A 22,369-nucleotide genomic window follows, 5' to 3' on the forward strand; every position below is an offset into this window, starting at 1 on the left:
AATGTTAGTACCTAAACGTGTTAAACACCGTCGTGAATTCCGTGGAAAAATGCGCGGTGAAGCAAAAGGTGGGAAAGAAGTAGCATTCGGTGAATACGGCCTTCAAGCTACTACTAGCCACTGGATCACTAACCGCCAAATCGAAGCTGCTCGTATCGCCATGACTCGTTACATGAAACGTGGTGGTAAAGTTTGGATTAAAATCTTCCCACACAAATCATACACTGCTAAAGCTATCGGTGTGCGTATGGGATCTGGTAAAGGGGCACCTGAAGGTTGGGTAGCACCGGTTAAACGTGGTAAAGTGATGTTCGAAATCGCTGGTGTATCTGAAGAGATTGCACGCGAAGCGCTTCGTCTTGCTAGCCACAAATTGCCAGTTAAATGTAAATTCGTAAAACGTGAAGCAGAATAAGGAGAAGGCATGAAACTTAATGAAGTAAAAGAATTTGTTAAAGAACTTCGTGGTCTTTCTCAAGAAGAACTCGCGAAGCGCGAAAACGAATTGAAAAAAGAATTGTTTGAACTTCGTTTCCAAGCTGCTACTGGTCAATTGGAACAAACAGCTCGCTTGAAAGAAGTTAAAAAACAAATCGCTCGTATCAAAACAGTTCAATCTGAAGCGAAATAATAGACTAGGGAAGGAGAAATTTCAATGGAACGCAATAATCGTAAAGTTCTTGTTGGACGTGTTGTATCTGACAAAATGGACAAGACAATCACAGTTGTAGTTGAAACAAAACGTAACCACCCAGTCTATGGTAAACGTATTAACTACTCTAAAAAATACAAAGCTCATGATGAAAACAATGTTGCCAAAGAAGGCGATATCGTACGTATCATGGAAACTCGTCCGCTTTCAGCAACAAAACGTTTCCGTCTTGTAGAAGTTGTTGAAGAAGCGGTCATCATCTAATCAAACCTGAAAGGAGAAAACTGAAATGATTCAAACAGAAACTCGTTTGAAAGTCGCAGACAACAGCGGTGCTCGCGAAATCTTGACTATCAAAGTTCTTGGTGGTTCAGGACGTAAATTTGCAAACATCGGTGATGTTATCGTGGCATCTGTAAAACAAGCTACTCCTGGTGGTGCGGTTAAAAAAGGTGACGTTGTTAAAGCAGTTATCGTTCGTACTAAATCAGGTGCTCGTCGTGCTGATGGTTCATACATCAAATTTGACGAAAACGCAGCAGTTATCATCCGTGAAGATAAAACTCCTCGCGGAACACGTATCTTTGGCCCAGTTGCACGTGAATTACGTGAAGGTGGCTTCATGAAGATTGTGTCACTTGCTCCGGAAGTACTTTAATTTTTAGAAACAAACTAGTCCCCTAGCTTTAAGCTAGGGTGCCCTTATGGGCGTAAGAAAAATCAAGGAGAAACCTAATGTTTGTAAAAAAAGGCGACAAAGTTCGCGTAATCGCTGGTAAAGATAAGGGAACAGAAGCTGTTGTCCTTACTGCCCTTCCAAAAGTAAACAAAGTTATCGTTGAAGGTGTTAACATTGTTAAGAAACACCAACGTCCAACTAACGATCTTCCTCAAGGTGGTATCATCGAGAAAGAAGCAGCTATCCACGTATCAAACGTTCAAGTTTTGGACAAAAATGGTGTAGCTGGTCGTGTTGGTTACAAATTTGTAGACGGTAAAAAAGTTCGCTACAACAAAAAATCAGGCGAAGTGCTTGATTAATCACGAAGGAAAGGAGAAGTATAATGGCAAATCGTTTAAAAGAAAAATATCTTAATGAAGTAGTTCCTGCTTTGACAGAACAATTCAACTACTCATCAGTGATGGCTGTGCCTAAAGTAGATAAAATCGTTTTGAACATGGGTGTTGGTGAAGCTGTATCAAACGCTAAAAGCCTTGAAAAAGCTGCTGAAGAATTAGCACTTATCTCAGGTCAAAAACCACTTATCACTAAAGCTAAAAAATCAATCGCCGGCTTCCGTCTTCGTGAAGGTGTTGCGATTGGTGCAAAAGTTACCCTTCGTGGTGAACGTATGTACGAATTTTTGGATAAATTGGTTTCAGTATCACTTCCACGTGTGCGTGATTTCCATGGTGTCCCAACAAAATCATTTGATGGACGTGGAAACTACACACTTGGTGTGAAAGAACAATTGATCTTCCCAGAAATCAACTTCGATGACGTTGACAAAACTCGTGGTCTTGACATCGTTATCGTAACAACTGCTAACACTGACGAAGAGTCACGTGCATTGCTTACAGGCCTTGGAATGCCTTTTGCAAAATAATATAGGAGGTAAATCTAATGGCTAAAAAATCAATGATTGCTAAGAACAAACGTCCAGCGAAGTTCTCTACTCAAGCTTATACTCGTTGTGAAAAATGTGGTCGTCCACATTCAGTTTACCGCAAATTTAAACTTTGCCGTGTTTGCTTCCGTGAATTAGCTTACAAAGGACAAATCCCAGGCGTTACCAAAGCATCTTGGTAATTTAAGATATCAAGGGCGTCAAAACTCTAAGTGAAAATAGGAAACTTGACGAAGAAACTGAAGTTTCTAGGAAAGTTTATCTTTTTCACACAGAGTTTAGCCCGGGTTCAGTTTGGCTTGCCAATTTGAACACGAGCTACAGCTTTGGCAAAAAAGACCAATTTTCTTTGGAGCATCGCTCCTGCATCAAATTGCCTATTTTTGCTCTTGCTGTTACGCTCTTTGTATCATGTATTAACTAGCAAGTGCAACTTGCAAACTACTAGTAAGAGGAGAAAAACAAAATGGTTATGACTGACCCAATCGCAGACTTCCTAACTCGTATTCGTAACGCTAACCAAGCTAAACACGAAGTACTTGAAGTACCTGCATCAAACATCAAAAAAGGGATTGCTGAAATCCTTAAACGCGAAGGTTTTGTAAAAAACGTTGAAATCATCGAAGATGACAAACAAGGCATCATCCGTGTATTCCTTAAATACGGACCAAACGGTGAAAAAGTTATCACTAACTTGAAACGTGTTTCTAAACCAGGACTTCGTATTTATAAAAAACGTGAAGACCTTCCAAAAGTTCTTAACGGACTTGGAATTGCTATCCTTTCAACTTCTGAAGGTTTGCTTACTGATAAAGAAGCACGCCAAAAGAATGTTGGTGGAGAAGTTATTGCTTACGTTTGGTAATATTTAGCTCTCAATTTCTTTGTGACTCTTCGTTATCGTTTCTTGCCTAACCCAAAGTTATGCCTGAGAGACGATGGCTAGATTCACTTTGAAATTGAAACCTAAATGTTCCTTTAAATCGAGAAATCGATTTAACCCCGTGAAAACTGGCCGTTATGGTCTGACAATCTAACAGGAGAATATATAATGTCACGTATTGGTAATAAAGTTATTGTGTTGCCTGCTGGTGTTGAACTCATTAACAACGACAACGTAGTAACTGTAAAAGGACCTAAAGGAGAACTTACTCGTGAGTTCTCAAAAGATATTGAAATCCGTGTGGAAGGTACTGAAGTAACTCTTCACCGTCCAAACGATTCAAAAGAAATGAAAACTATCCACGGAACTACTCGTGCCCTTTTGAACAACATGGTTGTTGGTGTATCAGAAGGATTCAAGAAAGAACTTGAAATGCGTGGGGTTGGTTATCGTGCACAACTTCAAGGATCTAAACTTGTTTTGGCTGTTGGTAAATCTCATCCAGACGAAGTTGAAGCTCCAGAAGGAATTACTTTTGAACTTCCAAACCCAACAACAATCGTTGTTAGCGGAATTTCAAAAGAAGTAGTTGGTCAAACAGCTGCTTACGTACGTAGCCTTCGTTCACCAGAACCATATAAAGGTAAAGGTATCCGTTACGTTGGTGAATTCGTTCGCCGTAAAGAAGGTAAAACAGGTAAATAATGTTGAGTGGTTGATTCTTAACCACCAACCTATTTTCCAACTTTGTGCATAGCACACGATTTAAAACTAAAGAGGTGAAAACTGTGATTTCAAAACCAGATAAAAACAAACTCCGCCAAAAACGCCACCGTCGCGTTCGCGGAAAACTCTCTGGAACTGCTGATCGCCCACGTTTGAACGTATTCCGTTCTAATACAGGCATCTACGCTCAAGTGATTGATGACGTAGCGGGTGTAACGCTCGCAAGTGCTTCAACTCTTGACAAAGAAGTTTCAAAAGGAACTAAAACTGAACAAGCCGTTGCTGTCGGTAAACTCGTTGCAGAACGTGCAAACGCTAAAGGTATTTCAGAAGTGGTGTTCGACCGCGGTGGATATCTATATCACGGACGTGTGAAAGCTTTGGCTGATGCAGCTCGTGAAAACGGATTGAAATTCTAATAGGAGGACACTAGAAAATGGCATTTAAAGACAATGCAGTTGAATTAGAAGAACGCGTAGTTGCTGTCAACCGTGTTACAAAAGTTGTTAAAGGTGGACGTCGTCTTCGTTTCGCAGCTCTTGTTGTTGTTGGTGACCACAACGGTCGCGTAGGATTTGGTACTGGTAAAGCTCAAGAAGTTCCAGAAGCGATCCGTAAAGCAGTAGATGATGCTAAGAAAAACTTGATCGAAGTTCCTATGGTTGGAACAACAATCCCACACGAAGTTCTTTCAGAATTCGGTGGAGCTAAAGTATTGTTGAAACCTGCTGTAGAAGGTTCTGGAGTTGCCGCTGGTGGTGCAGTTCGTGCCGTTGTAGAATTGGCAGGTGTGGCAGATATTACATCTAAATCACTTGGTTCTAACACTCCAATCAACATTGTTCGTGCAACTGTTGAAGGTTTGAAACAATTGAAACGCGCTGAAGAAGTTGCTGCCCTTCGTGGTATTTCAGTTTCTGATTTGGCATAAGAAAGGGGATAAAATGGCTCAAATTAAAATTACTTTGACTAAGTCTCCAATCGGACGCATTCCATCACAACGTAAAACTGTTGTAGCACTTGGACTTGGCAAATTGAACAGCTCTGTTATTAAAGAAGATAACGCTGCTATCCGTGGTATGATCACTGCAGTATCTCACTTGGTAACAGTTGAAGAAGTAAACTAATGAATTTTTAGGGGATGTGCAGTATACCATCCCCTAAAACTAGATATAGTCATCTATGATGACATCGTATAGGCGAGTTGATGGGGGAGACAACCTTTTCTCCCTTATCGGCGCTAGCATTTTACAAAAGAGGAGAAAATATAAATGAAACTTCATGAATTGAAACCTGCAGAAGGTTCTCGTAAAGTACGTAACCGCGTTGGTCGTGGTACTTCATCAGGTAACGGTAAAACATCTGGTCGTGGTCAAAAAGGTCAAAAAGCTCGTAGCGGTGGCGGTGTTCGTCTCGGTTTTGAAGGTGGACAGACTCCATTGTTCCGTCGTCTTCCAAAACGTGGATTCACTAATATTAACGCTAAAGAATACGCAATTGTGAACCTTGACCAATTGAACGTCTTTGAAGATGGTGCTGAAGTAACTCCAGTTGTTCTTATCGAAGCAGGAATTGTTAAAGCTGAAAAATCAGGTGTTAAAATTCTTGGTAACGGTGAGTTGACTAAGAAATTGACTGTGAAAGCAGCTAAATTCTCTAAATCAGCTGAAGAAGCTATCACTGCTAAAGGTGGTTCAGTAGAAGTCATCTAAGAGAGGTGACCTATGTTTTTTAAATTATTAAGAGAAGCGCTTAAGGTTAAGCAGGTACGATCAAAAATCTTTTTTACGATTTTTATTGTTTTGGTTTTTCGGATCGGAACTAGTATTACAGTTCCAGGTGTCAATGCCAACAGCTTGAATGCCTTAAGTGGCCTATCATTCCTAAACATGTTGAGTTTAGTATCAGGTAATGCCTTAAAAAACTTTTCAGTTTTTGCACTTGGTGTTAGTCCTTACATTACAGCTTCCATTGTTGTCCAACTATTACAAATGGATATTTTACCGAAATTTGTAGAGTGGGGTAAACAAGGAGAAGTAGGTCGAAGGAAATTAAACCAGGCCACACGATATATTGCTCTTGTTCTTGCTTTTGTGCAATCAATCGGTATTACAGCTGGTTTTAATACCTTGGCTGGGGCTCAATTGTTAACAACTGCTCTTACTCCACAAGTCTTCCTCATGATTGGTATCATTCTAACAGCTGGGAGTATGATTGTGACTTGGTTGGGAGAGCAAATTACAGATAAGGGATACGGAAATGGTGTTTCTATGATTATCTTTGCAGGGATTGTCGCTTCAATTCCAGAGATGATTCAGGGAATCTATGTTGACTATTTTGTCAACGTCCCAAGTAGTCGTATCAATTCATCTATTATCTTTGTAATCATATTGATTATTACTGTTTTGTTGATCATTTACTTTACAACGTATGTTCAACAAGCTGAATATAAAATTCCAATCCAATATACAAAGGTTGCGCAAGGAGCACCATCTAGTTCATACCTTCCGCTGAAGGTTAATCCAGCAGGTGTTATCCCGGTTATCTTTGCAAGTTCTATTACGGCAGCTCCTGCAGCTATCTTGCAGTTTTTAAGTGCTACAGGGAATGATTGGACTTGGGTGCGTACGGCACAAGAAATGCTTGCAACTACATCACCTACTGGTATTGCCATGTATGCTTTATTGATTATTCTATTTACATTCTTCTATACATTTGTACAGATTAATCCTGAAAAAGCTGCAGAAAACTTACAAAAAAGTGGGGCCTACATCCACGGAGTTCGTCCTGGTAAAGGAACAGAAGAATATATGTCTAGACTTCTTCGTCGTCTCGCAACTGTAGGGTCGCTCTTCCTAGGTGTGATTTCAATCTTACCGATTGTAGCAAAAGATATTTTTGGACTTTCAGAAGCAGTTGCTTTTGGAGGAACCAGTCTTTTGATTATTATTTCGACGGGTATTGAAGGAATCAAGCAATTAGAAGGTTATCTATTGAAACGCAAGTATGTTGGTTTCATGGATAGAACAGAATAAAAGTATTTACTTTATTAGTAAATGCTGAGAGAGTGGAGACATAAACTTTAACATGTGTGAGGGTTTAGTCTCCCCTCTTCTATTTTGTTTTTAAATAGGGGTGAAAAGACTTTTTGCACCTATTTAAAAACAAAATAAGGAGATTAGATCATGAATCTTTTGATTATGGGCTTACCTGGTGCAGGTAAGGGAACTCAAGCAGCGAAAATCGTGGAAAAATTTCATGTTGCACATATTTCAACAGGTGATATGTTCCGTGCTGCAATGGCAAATCAAACTGAAATGGGTGTTCTTGCTAAATCTTATATTGATAAAGGTGAGTTGGTTCCTGATGAAGTTACAAATGGAATCGTTAAAGAACGTCTTTCACAAGATGATATTAAAGAAACTGGATTCTTGTTAGATGGTTACCCTCGTACAATCGAACAAGCTCATGCCTTAGACAAAACATTGGCTGAACTTGGCATCAAACTAGAAGGTGTCATCAACATTGAAGTAAATCCAGACAGCCTCTTGGAACGTTTGAGTGGTCGTATCATTCACCGCGTTACTGGAGAAACTTTCCATAAGGTATTCAACCCACCAGTTGACTATAAGGAAGAGGATTATTACCAACGTGAAGACGATAAACCTGAAACAGTGAAACGTCGTTTAGATGTTAACATTGCCCAAGGAGAACCAATCATTGCCCACTATCGTGCCCAAGATTTAGTTCATGATATCGAAGGTAATCAAGATATCAATGATGTCTTCTCAGATATCGAAAAAGTATTGACAAATTTGAAATAAAGCGTTTTTCACACTTGCAAAAATCCGCTACAAATGTTATACTGAAATAGTCTGACTTATAATTGTTGTCTCTGTGTCTAGAGGCATCGAATCGAAATTTATGGAGGTGCTTTTGCGTGGCAAAAGACGATGTGATTGAAGTTGAAGGCAAAGTAGTTGATACAATGCCGAATGCAATGTTTACGGTTGAACTTGAAAATGGACATCAGATTTTAGCAACAGTTTCTGGTAAAATTCGTAAAAACTATATTCGTATTTTAGCGGGAGATCGTGTTACTGTCGAAATGAGTCCATATGATTTGACTCGTGGGCGTATCACTTACCGCTTTAAATAATCGAAAAACTTGGAGGGATAAGAAATGAAAGTAAGACCATCGGTCAAACCAATTTGCGAATACTGCAAAGTTATTCGTCGTAATGGTCGTGTTATGGTAATTTGCCCAGCAAATCCAAAACACAAACAACGTCAAGGATAAGATAGAAAGGAGAAAACATGGCTCGTATTGCTGGAGTTGACATTCCAAATGACAAACGTGTAGTAATTTCATTGACTTATGTTTATGGTATCGGACTTGCAACATCTAAGAAAATTTTGGCTGCTGCTGGAATTTCAGAAGATGTTCGTGTACGTGATCTTACATCAGATCAAGAAGATGCTATTCGTCGCGAAGTGGATGCAATCAAAGTTGAAGGTGACCTTCGTCGTGAAGTAAACTTAAACATCAAACGTTTGATGGAAATCGGTTCATACCGTGGTATCCGTCACCGTCGTGGACTTCCTGTCCGTGGACAAAACACTAAAAACAACGCTCGCACTCGTAAAGGTAAAGCTGTTGCGATTGCAGGTAAGAAAAAATAATATAGGAGGTAAAAGTCTTGGCTAAACCAACACGTAAACGTCGTGTGAAAAAGAATATCGAATCTGGTATTGCTCATATTCACGCTACATTTAATAACACTATTGTTATGATTACTGATGTGCATGGTAATGCAATTGCTTGGTCATCAGCTGGTGCTCTTGGATTTAAAGGTTCTCGTAAATCTACACCATTCGCTGCTCAAATGGCTTCTGAAGCTGCTGCCAAATCTGCACAAGAACACGGTCTTAAGTCAGTTGAAGTTACTGTAAAAGGTCCAGGTTCTGGTCGTGAGTCAGCTATTCGTGCGCTTGCTGCCGCTGGTCTTGAAGTAACAGCAATTCGTGATGTGACTCCAGTGCCACACAATGGTGCTCGTCCTCCAAAACGTCGCCGTGTATAATCATCGCATTACACTGCTTTTCGTTTAAGAGGGAGTAACTAAATGATCGAGTTTGAAAAACCAAATATAACAAAAATTGATGAAAATAAAGATTATGGCAAGTTTGTAGTCGAACCACTTGAACGTGGTTACGGTACAACACTTGGTAACTCTCTTCGTCGTGTACTTTTAGCTTCTTTGCCAGGAGCTGCAGTGACATCTATCAACATTGAAGGTGTCTTGCATGAGTTTGACACAGTTCCAGGTGTTCGTGAAGATGTGATGCAAATCATTTTGAACATTAAAGGAATTGCAGTGAAATCGTACGTTGAAGACGAAAAAATCATCGAACTAGATGTCGAAGGTCCTGCTGAAGTGACAGCTGGAGACATTTTGACAGATAGCGATATTGAAATTGTAAATCCAGATCATTATCTCTTTACAATCGGTGAAGGTTCTTCTCTAAAAGCGGCAATGACTGTTAACAGTGGTCGTGGATATGTACCTGCTGATGAGAATAAAAAAGATAATGCACCAGTTGGAACACTTGCTGTAGATTCTATTTATACACCAGTTACAAAAGTCAACTATCAAGTTGAACCTGCTCGTGTAGGTAGCAATGATGGTTTCGACAAATTAACCCTTGAAATCTTGACTAATGGAACAATTATTCCAGAAGATGCTTTAGGGCTTTCAGCACGTATTTTGACAGAACATCTTGATTTGTTTACAAATCTTACTGAGATTGCTAAGTCAACTGAAGTGATGAAAGAAGCTGACACTGAATCTGACGACCGTATTTTGGATCGTACGATTGAGGAACTGGACTTGTCTGTGCGTTCATACAACTGTTTGAAACGTGCCGGTATCAATACTGTGCATGACTTGACAGAAAAATCTGAAGCAGAGATGATGAAAGTAAGAAATCTTGGACGCAAGAGTTTGGAAGAAGTGAAACTCAAACTCATTGATTTGGGTCTTGGATTAAAAGATAAATAAAGGAGGAATACATGGCTTACCGTAAACTAGGACGCACTAGCTCACAACGTAAAGCAATGCTTCGCGATTTGACAACTGACCTTTTGATCAACGAATCAATCGTGACAACTGAAGCTCGTGCTAAAGAAATCCGTAAAACTGTTGAAAAAATGATTACTCTAGGTAAACGTGGTGATTTGCATGCACGTCGTCAAGCAGCTGCTTTCGTACGTAATGAAATCGCATCTGAAAACTATGATGAAGCAACTGATAAGTACACTTCTACTACAGCACTTCAAAAATTGTTCTCAGAAATCGCACCTCGTTATGCTGAACGTAACGGTGGATACACTCGTATCCTTAAAACTGAACCACGTCGTGGTGATGCAGCGCCAATGGCGATCATCGAATTAGTATAAAATCATCAATTTTGTTGAGTGTTATGATGATGGAGTCTTGTGCTCTTAGTCTAGCTCTGGTCTACCGCTAGGATCTCGGTCCTAGCGGGAACACTCATCATAAGTTGAGATAGTAGACGCTTGTTTACGAAATTGTTTTTTTCTTAAGAACAACTTCGTAAGCAGGCGTTTTTGAGTATTTTAGTTAGAAATATGCTATACTATTTGAAAAGAATCCTGTTTAATGTTCAGGTTTCTAATTTTAAGAAGAATTGGAGTTTGCTTATGAAAGCGATTATAACTGTTGTTGGTAAAGATAAATCTGGAATTGTTGCAGGTGTTTCTGGTAAAATTGCAGAATTGGGTTTGAACATAGACGATATCTCTCAAACTGTTTTGGATGAATATTTTACGATGATGGCTGTCGTCTCTAGCGATGAAAAGCAAGATTTCACTTATCTGCGAAATGAGTTTGAAGCTTTTGGGCAAACTTTGAATGTGAAAATTAATATTCAGAGTGCTGCGATTTTCGAAGCTATGTATAATATCTAGGAGGTAATCATGGATATTAGACAAGTTACTGAAACAATTGCCATGATTGAAGAACAAAACTTCGATATCAGAACAATTACAATGGGAATTTCTCTTTTGGACTGTATCGATCCAGATATCAATCGTGCTGCGGAGAAAATTTATCAAAAGATTACGACCAAGGCAGCTAATTTAGTGGCTGTTGGCGATGAAATTGCAGCTGAATTGGGAATTCCAATCGTTAATAAACGTGTATCGGTGACTCCTATCTCTTTGATTGGAGCAGCGACAGATGCAACAGACTATGTAGTTTTGGCAAAAGCGCTTGATAAGGCTGCGAAAGAGATTGGAGTGGACTTTATTGGTGGTTTTTCTGCTTTGGTTCAAAAAGGTTATCAAAAGGGAGATGAGATTCTCATCAATTCTATTCCGCGCGCTTTGGCTGAAACGGACAAAGTCTGCTCGTCAGTCAATATCGGCTCAACCAAGTCTGGTATTAATATGACTGCTGTAGCAGACATGGGGAGAATTATCAAGGAAACTGCGAACTTATCTGATATGGGTGCGGCTAAGTTGGTTGTCTTTGCTAATGCAGTTGAGGATAATCCATTTATGGCAGGTGCCTTTCATGGTGTTGGGGAAGCGGATGTGATTATCAATGTTGGGGTTTCAGGGCCTGGAGTTGTCAAACGTGCCTTAGAAAAAGTTCGTGGAGAGAGCTTTGATGTAGTAGCAGAAACGGTCAAGAAGACTGCCTTCAAAATTACGCGTATCGGTCAATTAGTTGGTCAGATGGCTAGTGAGCGTCTCGGTGTAGAATTTGGGATTGTGGACTTAAGTTTGGCACCAACACCTGCTGTAGGGGACTCTGTAGCTCGTGTTCTTGAGGAAATGGGACTAGAAACGGTTGGAACCCATGGAACGACAGCTGCCTTGGCACTCTTGAATGACCAAGTTAAGAAGGGCGGAGTTATGGCTTGCAACCAAGTCGGTGGGTTGTCTGGTGCCTTTATCCCTGTTTCCGAGGATGAAGGAATGATTGCTGCAGTGCAAAATGGCTCTCTTAATTTGGAAAAACTAGAAGCTATGACGGCTATCTGTTCCGTTGGTTTGGATATGATTGCCATTCCGGAGGATACACCTGCTGAAACCATTGCGGCCATGATTGCAGATGAGGCTGCAATTGGTGTCATTAACATGAAAACAACAGCTGTTCGTATCATTCCAAAAGGAAAAGAAGGCGATATGATTGAATTTGGTGGTCTTCTTGGTACGGCTCCAGTTATGAAAGTCAATGAAGCTTCGTCAGTTGATTTTATCTCTCGTGGAGGCCAAATCCCAGCTCCAATCCATAGTTTTAAAAATTAAAAAAATATGAGAGACTTTAAGTTCAATTTAAGGATGACTGTGTATACTATAATCATTAAATAAAGACCTCCTAACTTTATTTAATAGAAATCCTAAACTTTTCATAATAATTTCCTAAGGAAGCTGCCATAAAGGTAGCTTTTCTTTTGTAGAAATTGGTGGGAACAGTATGACCTCTAAAATACGAATATTTCTTTGAAGCATGATATAATAGAAGCAGATGGAGGACGGGAAAATGGTAAAAGTACGATTGTATTTGGTACGTCATGGTAAGACCATGTTTAATACACTTGGTCGTGCGCAAGGTTGGAGTGATACTCCATTGACTACTGAAGGTGAATTAGGAATCCAAGAGTTAGGGATTGGCTTACGAGAGTCTGGTTTGAAGTTTGAAAGAGCTTATTCCAGTGATTCAGGTCGTACGATCCAGACTATGGGAATTATATTGGAAGAACTAGGCTTACAAGGGAAAATCCCTTATAGGATGGACAAGCGAATCCGAGAATGGTGTTTTGGAAGTTTTGATGGAGCCTATGATGGAGAACTTTTCATGGGAGTTATTCCCCGTGTTTTTAAAGTGGATCATGTTCATCAGTTGTCTTATGCAGAACTAGCAGAAGGTTTAGTAGAGGTTGATACGGCTGGTTGGGCTGAAGGTTGGGAAAAACTGAGTAGTCGTATTAGGCAAGGATTTGAATCTATTGCAAAAGAAATGGAAGAAGAAGGAGGAGGAAATGCACTTGTTGTCAGCCATGGGATGACTATTGGAACTATGGTTTACCTTATCAATGGTATGCATCCTCATGGTCTAGATAATGGTAGTGTGACTATCCTTGAATATGAAGATGATCAATTTACTGTTGAAATCGTCGGTGATCGTCGTTACCGGGAATTAGGACAGCAGAAGATGAAAGAAAACAAGAAATAATAGAGGTAGCTCCGTATAGGAGCTATTTTTAGTTGGGAAATGGGAGAGTTTGGAGGGCTAGTTTTTCTTGGTAAGTGGGGACAAAAGAACATTTCTCATCTTTCAAAATCCCCTAAAAATGGTATAATAGTAACATCACAAAATTGGAGAGAGACCATGAGTTTTTACAATCATAAAGAAATTGAGCCTAAGTGGCAGGGCTACTGGGCAGAACATCATACATTTAAGACAGGGACAGATGCATCAAAACCGAAGTTTTATGCTCTTGATATGTTCCCTTATCCATCTGGAGCGGGTCTGCACGTAGGACACCCAGAAGGTTATACTGCAACCGATATCCTCAGCCGTTACAAACGTGCGCAAGGCTACAATGTCCTTCACCCAATGGGTTGGGATGCTTTTGGTTTGCCTGCAGAGCAATATGCTATGGATACTGGTAATGACCCAGCAGAATTTACAGCTGAGAACATTGCTAACTTCAAACGCCAAATCAATGCGCTTGGATTTTCTTACGACTGGGATCGTGAAGTCAACACAACAGATCCAAACTACTACAAATGGACTCAATGGATTTTCACTAAGCTTTACGAAAAAGGCTTGGCCTATGAAGCGGAAGTGCCAGTAAACTGGGTTGAAGAATTGGGAACAGCCATCGCCAACGAAGAGGTCCTTCCTGATGGAACTTCTGAGCGTGGAGGCTATCCAGTTGTCCGCAAGCCAATGCGCCAATGGATGCTCAAAATCACGGCCTACGCAGAGCGCTTGCTCAATGACTTAGATGAACTAGATTGGCCAGAGTCTATCAAGGACATGCAACGCAACTGGATAGGGAAATCAACTGGTGCAAATGTAACTTTCAAAGTAAAAGGAACAGACAAGGAATTTACAGTCTTTACCACTCGTCCGGACACCCTTTTCGGTGCGACTTTCACTGTTTTGGCTCCTGAGCATGAATTGGTAGATGCTATCACAAGTTCAGAGCAAGCAGAGGCTGTAGCAAACTACAAACACCAAGCTAGCCTCAAGTCTGACCTGGCTCGTACAGACCTTGCTAAAGAAAAAACAGGAGTTTGGACTGGTGCTTATGCCGTTAACCCTGTCAATGGTAAGGAAATTCCAATCTGGATTGCGGATTACGTCCTTGCTAGCTATGGTACAGGTGCAGTAATGGCTGTTCCAGCCCACGACCAACGTGACTGGGAATTTGCCAAACAATTTGCCCTTCCAATCGTAGAAGTCCTTGAAGGTGGAAACGTAGCAGAAGCTGCCTACACAGAGGATGGTCTTCATGTCAATTCAGACTTCCTAGATGGACTGAACAAAGAAGACGCTATTGCCAAGATTGTGGCTTGGTTGGAAGAAAAAGACTGTGGACAAGAGAAGGTTACCTACCGTCTCCGCGACTGGCTCTTTAGCCGTCAACGTTACTGGGGTGAACCAATTCCAATCATTCATTGGGAAGACGGAACTTCAACAGCTGTTCCTGAAAGTGAATTGCCACTTGTCTTGCCTGTAACCAAGGATATCCGTCCTTCAGGTACTGGTGAAAGTCCACTAGCTAACTTGACAGATTGGCTTGAAGTGACTCGTGAAGATGGTGTCAAAGGTCGTCGCGAAACCAATACTATGCCACAATGGGCAGGTTCAAGCTGGTACTACCTCCGCTATATTGACCCACACAATACTGAGAAATTAGCTGACGAGGATCTCCTCAAACAATGGTTGCCAGTGGATATCTATGTTGGTGGAGCAGAGCATGCCGTTCTTCACTTGCTTTATGCTCGTTTCTGGCACAAATTCCTCTATGACCTCGGTGTTGTTCCGACTAAAGAACCTTTCCAAAAACTCTTTAACCAAGGAATGATTTTGGGAACAAGCTACCGTGACCACCGTGGAGCTCTTGTAGCGACTGATAAGGTTGAAAAACGTGACGGTTCCTTCTTCCATGTGGAAACAGGAGAAGAGTTGGAGCAAGCGCCAGCCAAGATGTCTAAATCGCTCAAGAACGTTGTCAACCCAGATGACGTGGTGGAACAATACGGTGCCGATACCCTTCGTGTCTATGAAATGTTCATGGGACCACTTGATGCTTCAATCGCTTGGTCAGAAGAAGGTCTGGAAGGAAGCCGTAAATTCCTTGATCGTGTTTACCGCTTGATTACAAGTAAGGAAATTGTTGCAGAAAACAATGGCGCTCTGGACAAGGTTTACAATGAAACAGTCAAAGCTGTTACTGAGCAAATTGAGTCCCTCAAATTCAACACAGCTATTGCCCAACTTATGGTCTTTGTCAACGCTGCTAACAAGGAAGACAAACTTTATGTAGACTACGCCAAAGGCTTTGTTCAGTTGATTGCACCATTTGCACCTCACTTGGCAGAAGAACTCTGGCAAACAGTTGCAGCAACAGGAGAATCTATCTCTTATGTAGCTTGGCCAACTTGGGATGAAAGCAAATTAGTTGAAGACGAAATCGAAATCGTTGTCCAAATCAAAGGAAAAGTCCGTGCTAAACTCATGGTAGCTAAAGAACTATCACGCGAAGAATTACAAGAAATTGCTCTAGCAGATGAAAAGGTTAAAGCAGAAATTGACGGTAAGGACATCGTAAAAGTAATTGCGGTACCGAATAAACTCGTTAATATTGTAACGAAGTAACCAATTTATTTGCTGGTTTCAAACTTCAAACTGTTTGAGCTAAATGAACTCGTCAATACCGTTTCGAAATAAGATAGGAATCCTTCAGAGTAGAATCTGGGGGATTTTTATTTGACAGGAAGTTTTTGTTTTGTTAATATAATTAACAAAGAAGAGAGATTATGGATAAAAAAGAATTTATTGTATTTAATAATCGTTTCAATAGATTTATTTTAGCATTTGAACAGTTAAAAAAAAATCAACATAAAATTAGTACTGACAAATCCATTACGTTGAATGAGGTACATTTGATTGTTGTGATTGGGAAAAATCAGCCCTTAAATCTAGTAAAATTATCTGAACTATTAGAAGTTTCGAGAAGTGCAATAACTCAAAGTGTTAGAAGATTGATTCAAAAAAATTTAGTTGTTTTTGATTTTGATCCGAATAATGGGAAAAATAAATATTTGAGATTATCTGAAAAAGGCATCGAAGTTTTTAAAATCCATAAGGAGCAACAAGCACATATTGAAAAATCAATCTTTTCAGTTTTAAACAACTATAGCGAGGGGGAACTTCAAACAGTTGTGAAATTGATGGATGATATTGAAAAGGTGTGGGGAGAATTACCGTGGTAAAAGTCGCGGTAAATTTTAAATATAATTGTTAAGTAAATTAACAAAAAGGAGAAGATATGACTGTAAACATAGAACTGATTTCACAAACAGATTTAGCGGATGAATCTTTTTATATTGCTATCAATGGTTTAGAACCAAGGGCAATGTATTGTGTAGAAATGTACCTGTCTGATTATTACTGTATAAATGCTCCCTTGCTTTTAGATCATGATGTTATATGGAAATCAACCGCAATTTTTTTATCTGATCAGGACGGTATGATTGATACCTCTCAGACAACATCTATTTCGGGATCTTATAAAGGGGTTTCAGAAATGGGATTATTCTTTAATGCGAAACCGTTGAAGAATAGGAAAAGGAGATTACCGAGTTCTCTTGATAGAATCCCATTACGAGATTGTTTTGGTGTTGAAATTAAAATCAAGCTGGGGAAAGATGTGGTCGCGGAGCAAAGTTTCGTAAGGCGTTATATGAATCTAGGAGTAAGATATCAAGATATCTATGACAAGCATTTTCAAGGTCGATTATTTTATGATGAAAAGTTAAGAAGGGCGCCAGCCGTGATTATTGTTAGCGGTAGTGAGGGAAGAATTGAAAAAGCTCAGAATATTGCCCAACTTTTATCTTCAAGAGGCTATATTTGTCTTGCGATAGCTTATTTTGGTTTAGAGGGATTACCCCCAAATTTAGAACGAATTCCAATAGAATGTCTGGAGGAGGCGAAAGATTTTCTATATCATCATCCTCAAGTTGATAATACAAAAATAGGAATATATGGTCGCTCTAAAGGAGCAGAGCTTGTTCTGGCTGGACAAAGTATTTTGGAAGATGTGCGATGTTTGGTACTCAATTCCCCCTCAAATGTAATATTTGAGGGAATAAAGGGAAAACTCAACTCTCATTCATCTTCTTGGACATATTTACAAAAGGAACTTCCTTATCAAAAATTTCAGTTAGGAAATTATTTGTTAAACAAGTTTTTTGGAAAACATATTCCTGAAGATAGTAGGGCTCAGATTGATGTGAGTAAAATTGCCTCTCCTTTATTATTACTAGGAAGCGATGTTGATGAAATATGGAATGCATCATCCGCGATAGATGATATCATTTCACATTATAAAGGGGAATCCATTTTGTTTAAAAAATACCATGAAACAGGGCATATGTTGACGATTGCTTATCAACCGAATCATCGTTATCGAAAAGATTGGCGCTTATTAATGAAAGAAAGTGTGGACTCATGGTTTGCCACGATAAATTATTTTGATACATATCTGAAAAATTTGTAGATAGTGCTGAACCGTACTATAATAGTCCCAACTAAGATAAAAACACAGTTCTAGTTGGTAGTCCAGTCTACAAAAGCAATTGTTCAAACAAGAGAAATTTGAACTCAAACAGTAAAAACGTAGAGAGAAGTACAAGAGTTACTAGTGACTTTCTCTTTCATAAAATAGAACAGCTCTTCTCGGATAAAAAGAGCTGTTTTTTGCTTGTATTGAAAATTCTTTTCATATATTATTTCCTAATGGATTTACTTGGCGTCAAAAATTTGGCTAATGGAAGTTTCAAATTTAGGGAAATACTTACTTGCTTCCAATTCAATCATATCATATTCAGCAATTTCATTTTGATAGAAGGGATTGTGTGTCATGATTTCTAGTTAATTTTTTATTGTTTGATTTGGCGAGAATAATACTACCTATTCTTGAATTTTTCGGCCAGATGCGGTAAAACATCTCTTTTATAGCGCATATTTCAAAATATAACATTTTGTTGTAGGTGTTTTTAAGCTTCATTTAGCAATTCGGTAGGAGAAAAATGGCTGTAGCCTTCTCTACTTTAACTTAACCCTAATCATCTCACCACTTAAGCTCTCATTTTAACCACTTATCTCAAAAGTCGATTTTTCTTTCATTCTTTTTGTTAAACTGGTGAGGTAAAGAGGAGGAACTAAATATGATTTTACAAGCTAAACATTTGACTAAACGGTACGGCGATCATATGGCTGTTGAAGATATTCAGTTAGAGTTTGAAAAAGGGAGTTTTAATGCTATTTTGGGTCCCAATGGTGCAGGAAAATCAACCACCATTTCCATGCTAATCGGTTTGAAAAAGCCGACAAAAGGTCAGATTCGATATGCGCCAAATACGAAAATCGGAGTTGTTTTTCAAGCTAGTGTACTAGATGAGATGTTGACAGTTAGGGAAAATCTTACGATTCGTGCTCAACAGTATAAGGAGATTGCAGCAAGTCGTGTGGATGATTTGATTCATCAACTGGGTTTGACTGCTTTCCAGAAGCAACTATATGGGACTTTGTCAGGTGGGCAAAAACGTAGGGTTGATATTGCGCGTGCTCTTCTTTCACAGCCAGATATTCTTTTCTTAGATGAACCAACGACAGGTCTAGATATTCAGACTCGCAAAGCCATTTGGGATTTACTGTCTCGACTACAAAAGGATGAAGGGATGACTATTATCTTAACGACTCATTATCTGGATGAAGCGGATGAAGCGGATCAGATTTATATCGTTGATCATGGGAAAGTGATTGCGCAAGGTTCTGCGACGGCTATTAAAAGTCAGTATGCATCTAATATTCTAAAAATTCGTTTTAAAGAAATGAAGGATTTAGAAAAGTTGCTACAGACTGGAATGACAGTAAAGGAAGAAAATGAGTTGGAATATCTTTTTTATCCAAGGACATCACTGGAAGCTATTGAATATTTGGCAAAAGTACGAGAAGAAATTGATTCTTTTGAGTTTCGTCCAGGTACTATGGATGATGCCTTTATTGCACTTACAGGAAGAGAGGTTCGCTAATGTTAGCTTTATTGAAACGGAATTTTATCTTATATTTTCGTAATCGTTCAGGAGTATTTTTCTCATTATTGGGGGCATTGATTTCCTTCCTCCTTTATATCATTTTTTTGCAGAAGAACTTGATGGATGCTTGGTCCCAACTCCCTGATAATACGAACCTTTTAAATAACTGGCTGATGGGTGGGACCTTGGCTGTGACTGGGATTACAACCAGTTTTACGGCTCTTATACAAATGGTACAGGATCGTGAAAATCAAGTGGATCAAGATCTCTTCTTGACAGATTTAGGTATCTGGGGTTTACAGGTGTCCTATCTAATCAGTAGTATTGCCATTTCTTTTGTCATGCAGGTGTTTATGTTTGCTGTTATGGGGCTTTATTTTAAAGAGAGTCCAGTTATCAGTCATTTACCGGAAATTGCTTTGATTATGTTGTTAAGTAGTCTGCTTTCAAGTTTGATAAATATTCTCTTGATTTATCGTTTTCAATCTGTATATAGTCTTGGCAAACTGGCAACTATAGTGGGAACTGCTTCTGGATTTTTAGTAGGAACTTATGTCCCTATTGGAGTTTTACCTGATTTTGCACAGATTATCATGAAGTGTACCCCTGCAACTTATATTGCTTCTCTTTATCGACAAATTTTAATGAAAGAACCATTAGAGACCGCATTTACAGGAAATAGCAGATTGTTAAAGGAATTTCAAGAAAAAATGGGAATCCAAATCAACTGGCAAGAACTATTGACAAAGGAAGAGACATACTTTATAGTGGTTATTATCAGTCTCGTCGCTATTCTTCTTTGGCTTTTATTTGTTAAAGTATTTAGCAAGAGAAAATAAAAGTATATTGGAGAGAAAATGAAGATTCGTTTTGAAATGAAGGCAGAGTTTTCAGAAAAGGACCCACATATTGTAATTCAAGCAGCTCAGTTAACCGACCAAGCAAGGGAAATCATGGAGTATTTAGAACAATTTTCAACGACCAATCAGGTGGCCATTCCTATTCGAACGGATGATCATCTGGTTATGGTGAAAATTGAGGATCTTATTCTAGCAGATATCGATAAGAACTTGTTGACCATTTATACGGTAGATGGGATTTATAAAACTAAGGAAACATTGATAAATTTTCAGAATCGGATTAATCGGCGTAACTTTATACAGATATCACGTCATTCAATCATAAACATTGACCATTTAGAGTCATTATCGGATAGCTTTTCAGGGAACATGATGGCTAAAATGACTCGGGGTATCAAATCTAGTGTGAGTAGGAAATACGTCAAGTCCTTAATGAATTATCTAGGTTTATAGGAGAAAATCATGAAACGATTAATTGATTATTTTGTATCGGGAATGCGTACGGCTTCCTTCTTTTATTTGAGTATGATGTTATTAGCTCAGTGTTATCCAAGCATTACCTATCCTGCACCAATGGCAAAAAATATTCTAGCTCTGTTTTTAATGGGTGGAATTATGGGGGTATTGACTTTAATACTTGAAAAGCTAGAGTTTCTTGCTTTTAGTATGCGTGTTGGAGTTCATTTATTAGTGACAGCTACTATTTTAGTATTGACCTCTCTAATTTTTGGCTGGGGTGTAGCCTTGTGGAGCCCTTTGCTTTGGTTCTTTTTCTTGTTAATTTATGGATTGATATGGCTGTATCAAATTTGGCGGACTCACAAACTCACCCAACGAATTAATCAAGCCTTAGAGGATAAAAGACAGAAAGCGGGTCACTAATATAGTGTTGAGGATGAAGTTTTAAGCCAGTTCTAGTTTCCAAAGAGAACAATTTGTGGTATACTATTTTCAGCGTAAAACAAGGAGAAGAAAGATGCCAGTAAATGAATATGGTCAGATGATTGGTGAACCTGTAGATGATACACCTGGAGTTTTGCCTTCACTTGTACGAATAGAAGGGAGATATACGATTATAGAAGCTCTATCGGTGGAAAAGCATGCAGAGGATTTATTAGCTGTTTATGGCCCAGATAGTCCTCGTGAGATGTGGACCTACCTTTTTCAACCACCTGTGGCTAATCTAGAAGAGTTAATGGTAGCTTTGAAGCAGATGATTGAGCGAAAGGATCGCTTTTACTACGCGATTATCGATAAATCAACTGGTAAAGCTCTGGGTACTTTTTCTCTCATGCGCATTGACCAAGCCAATCGCGCTATTGAAGTTGGAGCAGTGACCTTTTCTCCGACTCTCAAGCACACAAGAATGGGGACAGAAGCCCAGTTTTTATTAGCCCGTTATGTCTTTGAAGAGCTCAACTATCGCCGTTATGAGTGGAAATGTGATGCACTAAATCTACCTTCTAGAAAAGCAGCAGAACGTTTGGGCTTTATCTACGAGGGAACCTTCCGCCAAGCTGTTATCTATAAAGGTCGCACCAGAGATACGGATTGGATGTCTATGATCGATAAGGACTGGCCCAAAGTCAAAGCTCGTTTGGAAACATGGTTGCGTCCTGAAAATTTTGATAAAAATGGACGACAGTACAAGAGCTTGAGAGAGTTTTAAGAGGTGTTGAGATGATTACTATTAAAAAGCAAGAAATTGTCAAGCTAGAGGATGTTTTGCATCTCTATCAGGCTGTCGGTTGGACAAATTATACAAATCAACCTCTGATGCTGGAGCAGGCCTTGTCTCATTCATTAGTAATTTATCTGGCATTTGATGGTGATGCTGTGGTGGGTTTGATTCGTTTGGTTGGAGATGGATTCTCATCAGTATTGGTTCAGGATTTAATCGTTTTACCAATCTGTCAGCGTCAAGGGATTGGTAGTGCCCTAATGAAAGAGGCTTTAGAGGATTACAAAGATACCTATCAAGTCCAGCTGGTAACAGAACAGACAGAAAGAACTTTGGAATTCTATCGTTCTATGGGCTTTGAAATCTTATCCACCTATAATTGTATAGGGATGACTTGGGCGAATCGAGAAAAATAACAAAACTTGTTTTTTCTTAAGCAAAGTTTAAGGATGGTCTAGTATCATATAGTCATTAAATAAAGACCTCCTAACTTTATTTAATGAAATCCTAAAACTTTTTTTCATCATAATCTCCTAATGAAGTCACCTAATCAGGTGACTTTTTGTGGG

Annotated in this window: 33 protein-coding genes; all 33 read left to right on the forward strand. The window is 39.2% G+C overall.

The window, feature by feature from the left end:
* The first annotated feature begins 1 nt into the window (after nucleotide 1).
* Nucleotides 2-415: a 50S ribosomal protein L16 gene (gene rplP, locus QZ114_RS02790; protein ID WP_000960946.1), complete on the forward strand. Its 414-nt coding sequence runs from the start codon at nucleotides 2-4 to the stop codon at nucleotides 413-415.
* 9 nt (nucleotides 416-424) lie between these two features.
* On the forward strand, nucleotides 425-631 hold the full coding sequence (rpmC, locus tag QZ114_RS02795; protein ID WP_000772918.1) for a 50S ribosomal protein L29: 207 nt from the start codon (nucleotides 425-427) through the stop codon (nucleotides 629-631).
* A 24-nt stretch (nucleotides 632-655) separates the two neighbouring features.
* Nucleotides 656-916: a 30S ribosomal protein S17 gene (gene rpsQ / locus QZ114_RS02800; protein ID WP_000440801.1), complete on the forward strand. Its 261-nt coding sequence runs from the start codon at nucleotides 656-658 to the stop codon at nucleotides 914-916.
* Between the two features lie 25 nt (nucleotides 917-941).
* Nucleotides 942-1,310, forward strand: coding sequence for a 50S ribosomal protein L14 (gene rplN / locus QZ114_RS02805; protein ID WP_000616545.1), 369 nt, complete (start codon nucleotides 942-944; stop codon nucleotides 1,308-1,310).
* 77 nt (nucleotides 1,311-1,387) lie between these two features.
* Complete coding sequence (gene rplX, locus QZ114_RS02810) at nucleotides 1,388-1,693, forward strand: 50S ribosomal protein L24 (protein WP_000497690.1); 306 nt, start codon at nucleotides 1,388-1,390, stop codon at nucleotides 1,691-1,693.
* Nucleotides 1,694-1,716: 23 nt separating this feature from the next.
* Entirely contained in the window at nucleotides 1,717-2,259 is a 543-nt protein-coding gene (gene rplE, locus QZ114_RS02815) for a 50S ribosomal protein L5 (RefSeq protein WP_000013542.1), read from the forward strand.
* Nucleotides 2,260-2,276: 17 nt separating this feature from the next.
* A complete protein-coding gene (locus tag QZ114_RS02820; RefSeq protein WP_001085697.1) occupies nucleotides 2,277-2,462 on the forward strand; it encodes a type Z 30S ribosomal protein S14 in 186 nt (61 codons plus the stop codon).
* Nucleotides 2,463-2,746: 284 nt separating this feature from the next.
* Nucleotides 2,747-3,145: a 30S ribosomal protein S8 gene (gene rpsH, locus QZ114_RS02825; protein ID WP_049543957.1), complete on the forward strand. Its 399-nt coding sequence runs from the start codon at nucleotides 2,747-2,749 to the stop codon at nucleotides 3,143-3,145.
* Nucleotides 3,146-3,331: 186 nt separating this feature from the next.
* Nucleotides 3,332-3,868 carry a 50S ribosomal protein L6 gene (gene rplF / locus QZ114_RS02830; RefSeq protein ID WP_295499521.1) on the forward strand — a complete coding sequence of 179 codons (537 nt, stop codon included), beginning with the start codon at nucleotides 3,332-3,334 and terminating at the stop codon, nucleotides 3,866-3,868.
* 83 nt (nucleotides 3,869-3,951) lie between these two features.
* Nucleotides 3,952-4,308, forward strand: coding sequence for a 50S ribosomal protein L18 (gene rplR, locus QZ114_RS02835; protein WP_000624044.1), 357 nt, complete (start codon nucleotides 3,952-3,954; stop codon nucleotides 4,306-4,308).
* Between the two features lie 17 nt (nucleotides 4,309-4,325).
* Nucleotides 4,326-4,820: a 30S ribosomal protein S5 gene (rpsE, locus tag QZ114_RS02840; protein WP_000874202.1), complete on the forward strand. Its 495-nt coding sequence runs from the start codon at nucleotides 4,326-4,328 to the stop codon at nucleotides 4,818-4,820.
* A gap of 13 nt (nucleotides 4,821-4,833) precedes the next feature.
* Nucleotides 4,834-5,016 carry a 50S ribosomal protein L30 gene (gene rpmD, locus QZ114_RS02845; protein WP_000057241.1) on the forward strand — a complete coding sequence of 61 codons (183 nt, stop codon included), beginning with the start codon at nucleotides 4,834-4,836 and terminating at the stop codon, nucleotides 5,014-5,016.
* A gap of 144 nt (nucleotides 5,017-5,160) precedes the next feature.
* Nucleotides 5,161-5,601: a 50S ribosomal protein L15 gene (rplO, locus tag QZ114_RS02850; protein ID WP_000766089.1), complete on the forward strand. Its 441-nt coding sequence runs from the start codon at nucleotides 5,161-5,163 to the stop codon at nucleotides 5,599-5,601.
* Between the two features lie 12 nt (nucleotides 5,602-5,613).
* Nucleotides 5,614-6,924 carry a preprotein translocase subunit SecY gene (gene secY, locus QZ114_RS02855; RefSeq protein WP_295499523.1) on the forward strand — a complete coding sequence of 437 codons (1,311 nt, stop codon included), beginning with the start codon at nucleotides 5,614-5,616 and terminating at the stop codon, nucleotides 6,922-6,924.
* Between the two features lie 150 nt (nucleotides 6,925-7,074).
* Nucleotides 7,075-7,713: an adenylate kinase gene (locus QZ114_RS02860; protein WP_295499525.1), complete on the forward strand. Its 639-nt coding sequence runs from the start codon at nucleotides 7,075-7,077 to the stop codon at nucleotides 7,711-7,713.
* Nucleotides 7,714-7,829: 116 nt separating this feature from the next.
* A complete protein-coding gene (gene infA, locus QZ114_RS02865; RefSeq protein WP_001029883.1) occupies nucleotides 7,830-8,048 on the forward strand; it encodes a translation initiation factor IF-1 in 219 nt (72 codons plus the stop codon).
* A gap of 24 nt (nucleotides 8,049-8,072) precedes the next feature.
* Nucleotides 8,073-8,189, forward strand: coding sequence for a 50S ribosomal protein L36 (rpmJ, locus tag QZ114_RS02870; RefSeq protein ID WP_001808836.1), 117 nt, complete (start codon nucleotides 8,073-8,075; stop codon nucleotides 8,187-8,189).
* Nucleotides 8,190-8,206: 17 nt separating this feature from the next.
* On the forward strand, nucleotides 8,207-8,572 hold the full coding sequence (gene rpsM, locus QZ114_RS02875) for a 30S ribosomal protein S13 (RefSeq protein ID WP_000090781.1): 366 nt from the start codon (nucleotides 8,207-8,209) through the stop codon (nucleotides 8,570-8,572).
* A 17-nt stretch (nucleotides 8,573-8,589) separates the two neighbouring features.
* Nucleotides 8,590-8,973, forward strand: a complete 384-nt coding sequence (gene rpsK / locus QZ114_RS02880) for a 30S ribosomal protein S11 (RefSeq protein ID WP_001118385.1) — start codon at nucleotides 8,590-8,592, stop codon at nucleotides 8,971-8,973.
* Between the two features lie 42 nt (nucleotides 8,974-9,015).
* Entirely contained in the window at nucleotides 9,016-9,951 is a 936-nt protein-coding gene (locus tag QZ114_RS02885; RefSeq protein WP_295499527.1) for a DNA-directed RNA polymerase subunit alpha, read from the forward strand.
* Nucleotides 9,952-9,962: 11 nt separating this feature from the next.
* Nucleotides 9,963-10,349 (forward strand): 50S ribosomal protein L17, encoded by a 387-nt coding sequence (gene rplQ, locus QZ114_RS02890; protein WP_000331493.1) that lies wholly within the window; start codon nucleotides 9,963-9,965, stop codon nucleotides 10,347-10,349.
* 264 nt (nucleotides 10,350-10,613) lie between these two features.
* On the forward strand, nucleotides 10,614-10,880 hold the full coding sequence (locus QZ114_RS02895; RefSeq protein WP_000644124.1) for an ACT domain-containing protein: 267 nt from the start codon (nucleotides 10,614-10,616) through the stop codon (nucleotides 10,878-10,880).
* Nucleotides 10,881-10,889: 9 nt separating this feature from the next.
* Nucleotides 10,890-12,227: a PFL family protein gene (locus QZ114_RS02900; RefSeq protein WP_295499549.1), complete on the forward strand. Its 1,338-nt coding sequence runs from the start codon at nucleotides 10,890-10,892 to the stop codon at nucleotides 12,225-12,227.
* Nucleotides 12,228-12,462: 235 nt separating this feature from the next.
* Nucleotides 12,463-13,155 (forward strand): histidine phosphatase family protein, encoded by a 693-nt coding sequence (locus QZ114_RS02905; RefSeq protein WP_295499551.1) that lies wholly within the window; start codon nucleotides 12,463-12,465, stop codon nucleotides 13,153-13,155.
* 156 nt (nucleotides 13,156-13,311) lie between these two features.
* Nucleotides 13,312-15,813 carry a leucine--tRNA ligase gene (leuS, locus tag QZ114_RS02910; protein WP_295499552.1) on the forward strand — a complete coding sequence of 834 codons (2,502 nt, stop codon included), beginning with the start codon at nucleotides 13,312-13,314 and terminating at the stop codon, nucleotides 15,811-15,813.
* Nucleotides 15,814-15,974: 161 nt separating this feature from the next.
* Complete coding sequence (locus tag QZ114_RS02915) at nucleotides 15,975-16,430, forward strand: MarR family winged helix-turn-helix transcriptional regulator (protein WP_295499553.1); 456 nt, start codon at nucleotides 15,975-15,977, stop codon at nucleotides 16,428-16,430.
* A 56-nt stretch (nucleotides 16,431-16,486) separates the two neighbouring features.
* On the forward strand, nucleotides 16,487-17,719 hold the full coding sequence (locus tag QZ114_RS02920) for an acyl-CoA thioesterase/BAAT N-terminal domain-containing protein (protein WP_295499554.1): 1,233 nt from the start codon (nucleotides 16,487-16,489) through the stop codon (nucleotides 17,717-17,719).
* Between the two features lie 670 nt (nucleotides 17,720-18,389).
* Nucleotides 18,390-19,256: an ABC transporter ATP-binding protein gene (locus QZ114_RS02925; protein WP_295499555.1), complete on the forward strand. Its 867-nt coding sequence runs from the start codon at nucleotides 18,390-18,392 to the stop codon at nucleotides 19,254-19,256.
* The gene (locus QZ114_RS02930; RefSeq protein ID WP_295499556.1) at nucleotides 19,256-20,098 is read left to right on the forward strand and encodes an ABC transporter permease; all 843 of its coding nucleotides are present in this window, start codon (nucleotides 19,256-19,258) and stop codon (nucleotides 20,096-20,098) included. The genes QZ114_RS02925 and QZ114_RS02930 overlap by 1 nt, the downstream gene beginning before the upstream one ends.
* Before the next feature lie 18 nt (nucleotides 20,099-20,116).
* Nucleotides 20,117-20,572 (forward strand): LytTR family DNA-binding domain-containing protein, encoded by a 456-nt coding sequence (locus QZ114_RS02935; RefSeq protein ID WP_261021415.1) that lies wholly within the window; start codon nucleotides 20,117-20,119, stop codon nucleotides 20,570-20,572.
* 9 nt (nucleotides 20,573-20,581) lie between these two features.
* A complete protein-coding gene (locus QZ114_RS02940) occupies nucleotides 20,582-21,001 on the forward strand; it encodes a DUF3021 domain-containing protein (protein ID WP_295499558.1) in 420 nt (139 codons plus the stop codon).
* A gap of 94 nt (nucleotides 21,002-21,095) precedes the next feature.
* The gene (locus QZ114_RS02945) at nucleotides 21,096-21,788 is read left to right on the forward strand and encodes a GNAT family N-acetyltransferase (protein WP_295499560.1); all 693 of its coding nucleotides are present in this window, start codon (nucleotides 21,096-21,098) and stop codon (nucleotides 21,786-21,788) included.
* 11 nt (nucleotides 21,789-21,799) lie between these two features.
* A complete protein-coding gene (locus tag QZ114_RS02950) occupies nucleotides 21,800-22,216 on the forward strand; it encodes a GNAT family N-acetyltransferase (protein ID WP_295499562.1) in 417 nt (138 codons plus the stop codon).
* The last annotated feature ends 153 nt before the right edge of the window (nucleotides 22,217-22,369 follow it).

This window comes from uncultured Streptococcus sp. (assembly GCF_901875575.1).
Classification (GTDB): domain Bacteria; phylum Bacillota; class Bacilli; order Lactobacillales; family Streptococcaceae; genus Streptococcus.